Here is a 12,199-nt window from a genome sequence, read left to right as displayed (position 1 = left end):
AGGGGACAGTGGAGAAACCGGGCAGCAGCCTGCTTTTCGTGGGAGAAAGGCAGGCTTTTTTGTTTACAGTAATAACATCTTAAGAGGGCATGGTGCGCTCATTTGTGAACGAATTGCGGGGTGCGTTTAAGCTGCGGCGTGGGGGAGGTGAAAGTGTGGAAAGGCGCATTGGGGTGGTCGGCATCCTGGTCGAAGACCGCCAGCATGCCGCGGGAAAGATCAACAGCATCCTGGGAGAATATGCGGAGATTATTGTGGGGCGCATGGGCATACCTTACCGGGAGAAGAACCTTTCGGTCATCGCCCTGATTGTTGACGGCACCACCGATGAAATCGGGGCTATGACGGGAAAACTGGGTAGCATCAAAGGGGTGCAGGTGAAAAGCGCCCTGGTGTCCCGTAAGTAACATATTTAAAAAAGGTGTTGGGTTGAGGTGTCCTACCGGGTAGAAAAAGATCTGCTGGGTGAAAGGGAAATCCCCCGGGAGGCCTACTACGGCATCCATACTTTAAGGGCCAGAGAAAATTTTGCCGTGTCCGGGATTCCCGTTCATCGTGAGCTCATCCGGGCCCTGGCCCTGGTCAAAAAAGCCGCGGCCATGGCCAACAGGGAGATTGGCTTGCTGGAACCCCGCATTGCCGGGGCCATAGTGCAGGCGGCGGAAGAGCTGGCCCGGGGGCAGTGGCATGATCAAATTGTCGTCGACGCCTTTCAGGGCGGGGCGGGCACTTCCACCAACATGAATGTCAACGAGGTCATTGCCAACCGGGCCATTGAAATCCTGGGGGGGACGAAGGGAGATTACTCACTGGTCCATCCGCTGGATCACGTTAACCTGGGTCAGTCCACCAATGACGTTTACCCTACGGCCCTGCGGGTGGCGGCCATCAAACTGGTGCGGGAGTTGAGCCAGGCCATGGCCGTTCTGCAGGGGGCCCTGCAGGCCAGGGAAAAGGAGTTTGCCTCCATACTCAAGATCGGCCGCACCCAGCTGCAGGATGCAGTGCCCATTACCCTGGGCCAGGAGTTCAGCGCCTACGCTGAGGCGGTAGCCCGGGACTGGTGGCGTTTGTACAAGGCAGAGGAACGCCTGCGGCAGGTTAACCTGGGTGGGACAGCCGTGGGGACGGGACTCAACGCCAGCCGGCGTTATATCTTCCGGGTGGTGGAGATCCTGCGGGAGCTGACCGGTTTTGGCCTGGCCCGGGCGGAAAATACCGTGGAAGCCACGCAAAATGCCGACATTTTCGCGGAGGTCTCCGGCTTTGTAAAGACCGCCGCTGTCAACCTGGCCAAGATAGCCGGGGATCTGCGCCTGTTATCTTCCGGCCCCCGGGCGGGACTGGGGGAAATCGTGCTGCCTGAGGTGCAGGCCGGTTCATCGATCATGCCCGGCAAGGTCAACCCCGTGATACCTGAAATGGTCACCCAGGTGGCCTACCAGGTGATGGCCGGCGATGTGGCCATTAACATGGCCGCGGCTTCCGGGCAGCTGGAGTTGAACGCCTTCCTTCCCCTGATTGCCCACAATTTGCTCCACTCCCTGGAAATGATGGCCGGGGCGGCCAGGCTGCTGGCGGAAAAATGCGTCCGGGGCATTCAAGCTGATGAGGCCCGCTGCCGGCAGTTGCTGGAAGCCAGCCAGGGGGTGATCACCGCCTTTGTCCCTTACCTGGGCTACGAGAAGGCTACCGCCATGGTTCTGCGGGCGGTCCGGAGCGGCCGGCCGGTAACGGAACTGCTGGTGGAGGAGGGGTTGTTCACCAGGGAGGAAATCGAAGCAATCCTTAAACCGGAAGAGCTGACCACACCGGGTGTGGCCGGCGTGCGGCATTTAAAGCGCTTTTTAACCAGGGAAGGTGATAAGCCATGAGCCTGAATGCTACCCCCCGGGGGCAGCGGCTGCACATCGCCCTTTTCGGCCGGCGCAATGCGGGCAAATCCAGCTTAATCAACGCCATAACCAACCAGGAAGTGGCCATCGTTTCCGATATTCCCGGCACAACCACCGATCCCGTGGCCAAGGCCATGGAGCTCCTCCCCCTGGGGCCGGTGATGATTATCGACACGGCGGGGCTGGACGATACCGGGGAACTGGGCGCCCTGCGGGTGCAGAAAACCCTGGAGGTGCTCAACAAAACCGACCTGGCCCTGCTGGTGGTGGATCCCGGGCAGGGCATCGGGGATTATGAACGGGATGTGGTGAACCGGGCCCGGGAACAAAAAGTGCCGGTGCTGGGGGTCATCAATAAAATTGACCTCTACCCCGAAGCGGTTAACCGCCCGTGGCAGCAGGAACTGGATGTGCCCTTTGTAGCGGTGAGCGCCCTGACCCGCCGGGGCATCTACGGGCTGAAAATGGCCATGGTGAAGGCTGCTCCCCGGGACTGGTCCCTTTCCACCATTGTGGGCGACCTGATCGAGTCGGGAGATCTGGTTGTGCTGGTCATCCCCATTGACAAGGCTGCTCCCAGGGGGAGGCTCATCCTCCCGCAGCAGCAGGTGATCCGGGACGTGCTGGAAAACGACGCCGTCGCCGTGATGGTCAAGGAGCGGGAGCTGAAGCACGCCCTGGCCAACCTGGCCGTGAAGCCGAAGCTGGTGGTTACCGATGCCTCGGCCTATCTCAAGGCCGTGGCCGACACACCGCCGGATGTGCTTTTCACCTCCTTCTCCATCCTGTTTGCCCGCTATAAAGGAGACCTGCCCACCCTGGTGGCCGGGGCCAGGGCCGTCAAGGATTTAAAGCCCGGGGACAAAATCCTCATTGCCGAGGCCTGTACCCATCACCCCATCCAGGATGATATCGGCCGGGTGAAGATCCCCCGCTGGCTCCGGCAGGCGGTGGGAGGGGAACTGGTATTTGACGTGGCCAGCGGCGGGAGCACCCTGCCCGAAAACCTCCGGGATTACAGGCTGATCGTGCACTGCGGGGCCTGTATGCTCAACCGCCGGGAAATGCTCTACCGCATAATGCAGGCCCGGGAAGCCGGGGTACCCATTGTCAACTACGGCGTGCTTATAGCCCACCTCCACGGGGTTTTGAAACGGGCATTGTCACCCTTCCCCCAGGCTTTAGCCGTTCTTGAAGAGGAACAGGTGGAATTTGAAGACGAGCTGGCCCTTTTGCAGCAGGCATCCCGTACATAGGTGGTTTTATATGCGGCAGGAATTCGTGGAAGTGCTGAAAAAAGCCAGAGGAAACCACCACCTTGAGCGCCATGAAGTAATTGTTTTGCTTCAGGCCAGGGGCGAGGAGGTTGATGCCCTCGGCCGGGCGGCCGACGGGGTGAGGGCGGCATTCCTGGGAGATGAGGTGCACTTACGGGGTATCATAGAGTTTTCCAATTACTGCCGGCGGAATTGCTGTTACTGCGGCCTGCGCCGGGACAACCGGAAGTTACGGCGCTACCGCATGACTCCCGGGGAAATTCTGGCCGCTGCCCGCAGAGCCGCAGGGCTGGGGCTTCCCACCGTTGTTCTGCAGTCGGGAGAAGATCCCCATTACACGGCTCCGGTTCTGGCGGATATCATCAGGCGTCTGAAAGAAGAAGTGGGGGTGGAAGCGGTAACTCTTTCCGTCGGTGAGCGTTCCTTTGAGGATTACCGCCTGTGGCGGGAGGCGGGGGCCGACCGCTACCTTCTAAAGCACGAAACCGCTGACGCCGCACTTTTTGCCCGGCTGCGGCCGGGTACCACCCTGCAGGAACGGCTGCTGCGCCTGAAGTGGTTGCGGGAGCTGGGCTACCAGGTGGGGTCGGGGAACATCGTCGGCCTGCCGGGCCAGACCCTGGAAACCCTGGCCGCCGATATCCTGCTCCTGCGGGAATTGGACGTGGAGATGGCGGGCATCGGTCCCTTCATACCTCACCCGGAGACACCTCTGGGCAAAGAGCCCCCCGGAGGGCTGGAACTCACTTTAAAAGTGCTGGCCGTGTCCAGGCTGCTCCTTCCCCGGGCCCATTTACCCGCTACCACCGCCCTGGGTACCATCCACCCCGGGGGGCGCCGCCTGGGCCTGTGTTTTGGTGCCAATGTGATTATGCCCGATACCACCCCGCCACCCTACCGCTGCTACTACCAGATTTATCCCGGCAAAGCGGGATTGCACGACGAAATGGAAGCCACACTGGTTGCCTTGAAAAACATGATCCATTCCTTGAACCGGCGGGTGGGGCGCGGGCCCGGGCATGCCCCGAAAATCCAAGGAGGGATGAACAATGAAGTGTGAACCGGCCACCTTTATCAACGAAGAGCAGATCTACGGCCTGCTGGAAGAAGGCCGCCGGGCAGACCCTGCCGCGGCCCGGGAGATCATCACCCGGGCGGGAGAGGCAAAGGGACTTACTCCTTCGGAAGTGGCCGTTTTGCTGCATGTGGAAGAACCCGATATCCTGGACTTCATGTATGCCACTGCGTACCGGATTAAGGAGAAAATATACGGCAAAAGGCTGGTCTTTTTTGCCCCCCTTTACATCAGCAACTACTGCATCAACAACTGCCGTTACTGCGGCTACCGCCGGGATAACAAAGAGCTGGTGCGGCGCCGCCTGACCATGGAGGAAATCCGGGATGAGGTGGTTGCCCTGGAAGCCATGGGGCACAAGCGGCTGGCCCTGGAAACAGGCGAGGATCCGGTCAACTGCCCCATTGATTACGTCCTGGAAGCAATCGAGACCATCTACTCCGTGAAGGACAGGAACGGCAGCATCCGGAGGGTGAACGTGAACATCGCCGCTACCACGGTGGATGAATACCGCCTTTTAAAGAAAGCCGGCATCGGTACTTATATTTTGTTCCAGGAAACCTACCATCGTGAGACTTACCGCGCCATGCACCCCTCCGGCCCCAAGCGGGATTACGACTGGCACACCACGGCCATGGACCGGGCCATGGAAGCCGGCATTGATGATGTGGGCCTGGGAGTTCTGTTCGGGCTGTACGATTATAAGTTTGAGGTGCTGGGCCTGCTCTTTCATGCCCTGCACCTGGAAGAGCGCTTTGGTGTGGGTCCGCATACCATTTCGGTGCCCCGGCTGCGTCCGGCTTTAAATATCAACCTGGATAATTTCCCCTACCTGGTTTCCGACCGGGACTTCAAGAAAATCATTGCCATCCTGCGCCTGGCCGTGCCTTATACGGGCATGATTCTGTCCACCCGGGAACGGCCGGAGTTCCGGGATGAGTTGATCTCGGTGGGTATTTCCCAGATCAGCGCCGGCTCGTGTACGGGCGTGGGAGGCTACCGCAAATCTCTAAGCGGTGAGCATCAAGAGGAAGGCGAGACCGCCCAGTTCCAGGTGGAGGATCACCGGAGCCCCGACGAGATGCTGCGCAGTGTCTGCCTGTCCGGGTACATACCCAGCTTCTGCACGGCCTGTTACCGCAAGGGGCGTACCGGGGACCGGTTCATGTCTCTGGCCAAAACCGGCCAGATTCAGAACGTCTGCCAGCCCAACGCCATTCTCACCTTCAAGGAATTTCTCCTGGACTATGCTTCTCCGGAAACCCGGCGGGTGGGCGAGGAGGCTATCCGGAAGCACCTGGAGCTCATCGAAAATCCCGCCGTGCGTGAGGAAACCATTGCCCGTCTGGAGATGATCGAGAAAGGGCAGCGGGACCTGTACTTTTAGGTTTTACTGTGCGTTTTCGCGTTTACATCTGCTGGTCTTCAAAACCTCCTTTGTTACCCTGGGCAGAAAAACCTTTGGTAACGAAGGAGGATTTTTTTGTAAAATACACTGGGAGGTGATAAAACGAGATTTTTGTTAATAAACGTCGTTAAAACCATTGGGCCGTATTACAATACCGCTCGGCTCTTTTAAATGACCATTTAGCAAACTTGTATTGCTTTTTTGAAAAAAAGTATTATTCTGTTGTAATAAATAAATTTGATGGTTGACAATAATATATGATTATTGACCGGGGTGCATGATCAAAAAAGCTTTTTATGGCAGGTGAATGACCATAAAGTTACAAGCTATTAAGGAAATGCTTAATGCCGATGTTCTCTGCGGCGATAACTTGCTTGACACAGAGGTTACCTGTGGCTTCGGCTGCGACCTGATCAGCGACTCTTTATGTTTTGCCAGGCCGGGTTGCCTTTTGCTGACCGGGCTTACCAATGTGCAGATCATCCGCCTGGCGGAAATGGTGGAAGCGCGGGCCATCGTTTTTGTACGGGGTAAGAGGCCCCGTGAGGACGTAATTGGGCTGGCGCGGGAAAAGAACCTTCCCCTGCTGGCAACGGATATGTTCCTTTTTGAAAGTTGCGGCATCCTTTACCAGGCGGGACTGCGGAGTTTCTGAAGCGGGGTGAGATACCTTGCAGTTGAAGTTCCAGGTGCAGGGAATGGATTTCAGCCGGGCGGGCCAGGCTGCTACGAAGATCAAAAAAGCCTTACAGCTGGCCGGTATGGATCCCGCAACCATCCGCAAGGCCATCATTATTGCCTACGAGGCGGAGATGAACATTGTCATCCACGCCTGTCACGGCAGCCTGACTGCCAATATCACTCCCCGCAGGGTGGAAATTATTGCCGAAGATGAAGGCCCGGGTATTCCCGACATCTCTCTGGCCATGCAGGAAGGGTACTCCACCGCTCCGCCCCACATCCGGGAAATGGGCTTCGGGGCGGGTATGGGCCTGCCCAACATCAAGAAAAGCGCCGATGAACTGGATATCCAGTCCGAAGTAAATAAAGGCACCAAACTGTGGGCGGCAGTTTTCAACAATTAGTAAGGTAAGAGTTGAACGGAACGACGGAAGACGACCGCTGCCGGGGTATGCGACATTATCTAGAAGTGGTGATTGAAAATGCAGCAGTATTTTCACTCGGTGCGTTTGGACGAGGAAAAATGCCGGGGGTGTACCAACTGCATCAAGCACTGCCCCACGGAAGCCATCCGGGTGCGCAAGGGCAGAGCCCGCATAATTGAGGAGCGCTGCATTGACTGTGGTGAATGCATTCGCATCTGCCCCAACCAGGCCAAACTGGCCATAACCGATTCCCTGGAAAAACTTAAAGATTTTAAATATATTATCGCTCTCCCGGCCCCTTCCTTTTACGGCCAGTTCAAACCCGAACATACACCTGCCAGAGTTCTGAGTGCCCTGCTGGCCCTGGGCTTTGATGATGTTTTCGAGGTAGCCCTGGCGGCGGAAGCCGTTTCCTGGGCCATCAGGCATTACCTTGAGGTTTACCCCGAACGACCACGGCCACTGATCTCTTCGGCCTGTCCTGCGGTGGTAAGGCTAATCCAGGTGCGTTTTCCCAGCCTGCTGGAGCACATCATTCCTATAGAATCTCCCATGGAAATAGCGGGTCGTATGGCCCGGGAGCAGGCCTGCCGGAAGACCGGGCTTGAGCCGGGCGAAATTGGCACCTTTTTCATTACCCCCTGTCCCGCCAAAGTAACGGAAGTTAAGCAGCCTTCCGAAGGCAGGTCCAGTGTTGATGGGGCCATCTCCATGGCTGTGGTTTATGGTGCCCTGCTCAAGCGTCTGGAAATGCCCATCACAGACCCGGTGGCCCCCCGCGCTTCGGGAGTGGGCATCGGCTGGGGCCGGGCAGGGGGAGAAAACGAGGCCATTAAAACCGGTTCACTGCTGGCCGTTGATGGCATTCACAGCGTGATCAGCGTCCTGGATGAAATAGAAAGGGGAGGTCTTACGGACATCGACTACCTGGAAGCCCAGGCCTGCACAGGAGGCTGCATCGGCGGTCCCCTGGTGCCGCAGAATCCCTTTGTGGCCCGGGTGCGCATGGGCAATCTGGTCAAGCATCACCGCTCCCGCGAAAAATGGGCGTACCCCAGGGAGCTGGATTATTACCGCCTGAAGACACCCATTCCAGCCCGTCCGGCCTTAACCCTGGCCAGCGATCCCCGGGTGGCCCTGGCCCGGCTGGAGGAGGCGGAGCGAATTTGTGCCGAACTTCCCGGGCTGGACTGCGGGTCCTGCGGTTCACCAAGCTGCCGCGCCCTGGCTGAAGATATAGTGCAGGGGTATGCCCGCCGCAGCTACTGTATTTTTGAGCTGCGGGAGCGCCTGCAGCAGCTGGCGGAAGAGATGGTCGAACTGGCCCAGAAACAACCGCCGGCCATGGGGCGGGACTGGAAACAGGCCAGGGACGGGAGTGGTGAAAATGATTGACTGGCAGGAAATAGTTGCGGAACTGGAACTGGCTGCCCATCACCACAAAGCCCTGGTCCTGCCCCCGGTGTACGGTGCCTATTGTGGTGATATGATGAGCGACGTGCTGGCCCGTGCCCGCCGGGGAAGCCTGTGGATTACCATCCAGCGCCACCGCAACGTGATCGCCGTGGCATCCCTGGTGGGTTTAAGCGGGGTGGTTATTTCCGGGGGCCGGGTTCCCCCGCCGGATACCGTGGCCCTGGCGGAGAGGGAGGGCGTTCCCCTTTTCTCCACCCCCCTGGATAGTTTCCATGCTGCCGGCAGGTTATATAACCTGCTCACCAGGGCAGGTTTAATCAAACCGGGAGGGGGAAACCTCCAGAGATGAAGGGGGACGGTCACGCCCGCTGCGGCAGGTTGAAGGTCGGAATATAAAGGAGGTGGTGTATCCCGGGCTGTGATTCGCTAACGGTGTAGATAGACCATGTACAAGGAGGTTGTTGCGGATGTCCGTTGCTTGTAAGTGTAGCGGGGAGTTGAACAGCAGGATGGATGCGCTGCTGGAAAAGTACCGGGGACAGCCCTCGGCTTTGATTCAGGTGCTGCACCAGGCCCAGGAGCTTTACGGTTACCTGCCCAGAAAGGTACTGCAAAGGGTTGCTGAGGCGCTGAGTGTACCCTTAAGCCAGGTTTACGGCGTGGTATCTTTCTACTCCTTTTTTACCACTTATCCCAAGGGCAAACACCAGATCAGCGTATGTAAAGGTACAGCCTGCTATGTGCGGGGAGCGGGGCAGCTTCTGGAGCGCCTCAGAGATGAACTGGGCCTCAAGCCCGGGGAGACCACTGATGATGGCCAGTTTTCCCTGGAAGTGGTGCGCTGCCTCGGAGCCTGCAGCCTGGGGCCGGTGATTACTGTAGATGAAGACGTTCACGCCCGGGTCAGGCCGGAACGCTTGTCTGACATCCTGACGGCTTACCGGCAGTGAGTGACTGACGGGAGGGATTTCCCCATGATGGAAGAACTGGCTCACCACATCCTGGACGTGGCCAGGAATTCCCTGGAGGCCGGGGCTACCCGGGTGGAAATTATCGTGGAAGAAGATCCGGCCGGTGACCTGGTGCGCTTTTCCGTGGTGGATAACGGTTCCGGGATTCCTCCATACGTCCAGCGCCATTTAACCAACCCGTTTTTTACCACCAAGAGCGGTAAAAAGGTGGGGCTGGGACTGCCTTTTCTGCAGGCGGCGGTGGAACGCTGCAGTGGAGATCTGGAAATTAAAAGCGAAGTTGGGCGGGGCACAAAGGTTACGGCAACATTTCCTTATTATTGCTGGGACCGCCCTCCCCTGGGGGATATGCCCCGGACTATAGTCAGCCTGCTGGCGGGCAACGGCCACCTGAACCTGTGCTACCATCATATTTTCCAGGGTCAGAGCTTCAAATTGGATACTGCGGAAATCCGGTCCCGCCTCAAGGGGATACCCCTGGATACACCGGAGGTACTTCTCTGGCTGCGCCAGTACGTTGAGGAAAATTTAGACATTCTGTTTGGAGGTGGTGATTATGAAGTCGCTCGCCGAGCTGGATAAGCTCAGGGAAAGGCTGCAGGACGAGATGCGCCTGCGGGAGGGCAGGGAGGACGTAAAAGTTGTAGTCACCATGGGTACCTGCGGGATTGCTTCGGGAGCCCGGGAAGTGCTTACAGCCATTCTGGAAGAAGTTAGCAAGAGAGGGCTCAAAGGTGTAACGGTAACCCAGACCGGTTGTGCCGGCATGTGCCACTGCGAACCGCTGGTGGAGGTAGAAAGGCCCGGCCGGGATAAGGTTATCTACGGTCACGTAGATGAGAAAAAGGCACGGGAAATTGTGGTTTCCCACCTGGTCAACGGCCAGATAATTAAAGATTGGATTATTAAGTAGTTAACTAGGGGGAGTTGGTATGGAACTTTACAGGGCGCATGTTCTGGTTTGTGCCGGGGCCGGGTGCATTTCCTCGGGGTGCCAGGCAGTGAAATCTGCCCTGGTAGAAAGCATAGACAGGCTGGGTTTAAAGCGCGAAGTGAAGGTGGTTGAAACCGGCTGTATGGGTCCCTGCGACCTGGGCCCGGTAATTGTGGTTTATCCCGAGGGAGTATTTTACCGCCAGCTAAAACCCGCCGATGCTGTGGAAATTGCCGAAGAACATTTATTAAAAGGGCGGGTGGTGGAGCGCCTGCTTTATAAAGCGCCCGAAGACGGTAAGGCGGCGGTGACCTCTGATCAAATAGATTTCTTTAAAAAGCAGACCCGCATTGCCCTGCGCAATACCGGGATCATCAACCCTGAATCGGTGGAAGAATACATTGCCCGGGACGGGTACCGGGCTCTGGGCAAAGTGCTTACCAGTATGACCCCGGAAGAAGTTATCGAGTGCATTAAAAAGTCCGGCCTGCGGGGGCGGGGCGGCGCGGGGTTTCCCACCGGCCTGAAGTGGGAGTTTTCAGCTAAAGCTCCAGGGAAGCCCAGGTACGTGGTCTGCAACGCCGACGAGGGCGATCCGGGGGCCTTTATGGATAGGAGCATTCTGGAAGGAGATCCCCACAGCGTGCTGGAAGCCATGGCTATCTGTGGCTATGCCATAGGAGCCCGCCAGGGCTATGTCTATGTGCGGGCTGAATACCCTCTGGCTGTGCAAAGATTGAGCCTGGCCATCGAGAAGGCCCGGGAATACGGCCTGCTGGGAGAAAATATCTTCGGTACGGGCTTTAGTTTTAACGTGGAAATCCGGGTTGGAGCCGGCGCCTTTGTCTGCGGCGAGGAAACAGCTCTGCTGGCTTCCATTGAAGGCCGCCGCGGTGAACCAAGGCCCAGACCTCCCTTTCCCGCCCAGGAGGGCCTCTGGGGAAAGCCCACGGTGATCAACAACGTGGAAACCTGGGCCAACATCCCGCCCATTATCCTGAACGGGCCCGAGTGGTTTGCTTCCATCGGCACGGAGAAAAGCAAGGGGACGAAGGTTTTCGCCCTGGCCGGTAAAGTAAACAATACCGGTCTGGTTGAAGTGCCCATGGGTACCACCCTGAGGGAGATTATCTTTGATATTGGCGGCGGTATCCCGGGAGGCAAGCAATTTAAAGCCGCGCAGATAGGGGGTCCCTCCGGCGGCTGCATTCCGGCCCGCTACCTGGACGTGCCGGTGGATTACGAGTCGCTGACCCGGCTGGGAGCCATTATGGGCTCCGGCGGCCTGATCATTATGGATGAGGATACCTGCATGGTGGATCTGGCCCGTTTCTTCCTCGAGTTTGTCCAGGACGAGTCCTGCGGCAAGTGTTCTCCCTGCCGCATCGGCACCAAGCGCATGCTGGAGATTGTGGAGCGGATCACCCGGGGTGAAGGCCGGGAGGGAGATATTGAGCTTCTTGAGGAGCTGGGACAGAGCATCAAATCTTCCGCCCTGTGCGGTCTGGGGCAGACGGCCCCCAATCCCGTGCTCAGTACCATACGCCACTTCCGGGATGAGTATGAGGCCCATATATACCACAAGAAATGTCCCGCCGGGGTTTGCCGGGCCCTGATGGTGTACGCCATAGACGAAGAAAAATGCAACGGTTGCGGGCGCTGCGCCCTGGTATGCCCGGCAAAAGCTATTTCCGGAGAGAAAAAGAAGCCCCACCGGATAGACCTGGAAAAATGCCTCCGGTGCGGCACGTGTATGGAAAAGTGCAAGTTTGGTGCTATCTATACCATTTAAAGGTAAGCGTCAAATACAACCCACCTTGGCATAATACCCAAGTTTAAGGGATAATCTTCCTCAGATAAAAGCTCGATGAGGAGGATTTTTTCTTATGACCAAAGCCGAACGGGAAGCGCTATGGGAAACCCGAATAGCCGAATACAAGATGAGTGGGCAAAGCGTCAGAGAATGGTGCGCCGCCCATGAAGGCATCAGCCCCAGGCAGTTATGGTACTGGCTGCGAAAGTTTAAAGACCGGAACGGAGTTACCCCAGGAAAATCAAATCGGTGGCTGCCGGTGGAAATAAGCAACCAGTCATTTATAGAAGAGGACCATACTTTA

14 protein-coding genes are annotated in these 12,199 nt (G+C 57.6%); all 14 read left to right on the top strand.

Annotated features, from left to right (window positions below; all coding sequences use genetic code 11):
• The first annotated feature begins 155 nt into the window (after nt 1-155).
• On the top strand, nt 156-407 hold the full coding sequence (locus BR83_RS0100070; protein ID WP_027355359.1) for a TM1266 family iron-only hydrogenase system putative regulator: 252 nt from the start codon (nt 156-158) through the stop codon (nt 405-407).
• Between the two features lie 27 nt (nt 408-434).
• Nucleotides 435-1,874 (top strand): aspartate ammonia-lyase, encoded by a 1,440-nt coding sequence (locus BR83_RS0100065; protein WP_027355358.1) that lies wholly within the window; start codon nt 435-437, stop codon nt 1,872-1,874.
• A complete protein-coding gene (gene hydF / locus BR83_RS0100060) occupies nt 1,871-3,151 on the top strand; it encodes a [FeFe] hydrogenase H-cluster maturation GTPase HydF (protein WP_034634120.1) in 1,281 nt (426 codons plus the stop codon). The genes BR83_RS0100065 and hydF overlap by 4 nt, the downstream gene beginning before the upstream one ends.
• A gap of 10 nt (nt 3,152-3,161) precedes the next feature.
• Nucleotides 3,162-4,232 (top strand): [FeFe] hydrogenase H-cluster radical SAM maturase HydE, encoded by a 1,071-nt coding sequence (gene hydE / locus BR83_RS0100055; protein WP_027355356.1) that lies wholly within the window; start codon nt 3,162-3,164, stop codon nt 4,230-4,232.
• On the top strand, nt 4,222-5,634 hold the full coding sequence (gene hydG, locus BR83_RS0100050; protein WP_027355355.1) for a [FeFe] hydrogenase H-cluster radical SAM maturase HydG: 1,413 nt from the start codon (nt 4,222-4,224) through the stop codon (nt 5,632-5,634). The genes hydE and hydG overlap by 11 nt, the downstream gene beginning before the upstream one ends.
• Before the next feature lie 328 nt (nt 5,635-5,962).
• Nucleotides 5,963-6,310, top strand: a complete 348-nt coding sequence (locus BR83_RS0100045; RefSeq protein WP_207640160.1) for a DRTGG domain-containing protein — start codon at nt 5,963-5,965, stop codon at nt 6,308-6,310.
• A gap of 16 nt (nt 6,311-6,326) precedes the next feature.
• Complete coding sequence (locus BR83_RS0100040; protein WP_027355353.1) at nt 6,327-6,740, top strand: ATP-binding protein; 414 nt, start codon at nt 6,327-6,329, stop codon at nt 6,738-6,740.
• A 78-nt stretch (nt 6,741-6,818) separates the two neighbouring features.
• On the top strand, nt 6,819-8,156 hold the full coding sequence (locus tag BR83_RS0100035) for a [Fe-Fe] hydrogenase large subunit C-terminal domain-containing protein (RefSeq protein ID WP_027355352.1): 1,338 nt from the start codon (nt 6,819-6,821) through the stop codon (nt 8,154-8,156).
• Nucleotides 8,149-8,526 (top strand): DRTGG domain-containing protein, encoded by a 378-nt coding sequence (locus BR83_RS0100030; RefSeq protein ID WP_027355351.1) that lies wholly within the window; start codon nt 8,149-8,151, stop codon nt 8,524-8,526. Before BR83_RS0100035 ends, BR83_RS0100030 begins: the two co-directional genes overlap by 8 nt.
• A gap of 118 nt (nt 8,527-8,644) precedes the next feature.
• Nucleotides 8,645-9,127: an NADH-quinone oxidoreductase subunit NuoE gene (gene nuoE, locus BR83_RS0100025; protein WP_027355350.1), complete on the top strand. Its 483-nt coding sequence runs from the start codon at nt 8,645-8,647 to the stop codon at nt 9,125-9,127.
• Nucleotides 9,128-9,151: 24 nt separating this feature from the next.
• The gene (locus BR83_RS0100020; protein ID WP_242839590.1) at nt 9,152-9,730 is read left to right on the top strand and encodes an ATP-binding protein; all 579 of its coding nucleotides are present in this window, start codon (nt 9,152-9,154) and stop codon (nt 9,728-9,730) included.
• Nucleotides 9,705-10,061, top strand: a complete 357-nt coding sequence (locus tag BR83_RS0100015) for a (2Fe-2S) ferredoxin domain-containing protein (RefSeq protein WP_027355348.1) — start codon at nt 9,705-9,707, stop codon at nt 10,059-10,061. Before BR83_RS0100020 ends, BR83_RS0100015 begins: the two co-directional genes overlap by 26 nt.
• A gap of 19 nt (nt 10,062-10,080) precedes the next feature.
• Nucleotides 10,081-11,874, top strand: a complete 1,794-nt coding sequence (gene nuoF, locus BR83_RS0100010) for an NADH-quinone oxidoreductase subunit NuoF (RefSeq protein ID WP_027355347.1) — start codon at nt 10,081-10,083, stop codon at nt 11,872-11,874.
• Nucleotides 11,875-11,968: 94 nt separating this feature from the next.
• Nucleotides 11,969-12,199: IS66 family insertion sequence element accessory protein TnpA (gene tnpA, locus BR83_RS0100005; protein WP_027355346.1), on the top strand; the 231-nt coding region annotated here is incomplete at its 3' end.

Origin of the sequence: Desulfofundulus thermocisternus DSM 10259 (genome assembly GCF_000686645.1) — a bacterium.
Lineage (GTDB): Bacteria > Bacillota > Desulfotomaculia > Desulfotomaculales > Desulfovirgulaceae > Desulfofundulus > Desulfofundulus australicus.
Note: the sequence above shows the minus strand (reverse complement) of the source record. Positions and strands in the feature narration are given on the sequence as shown.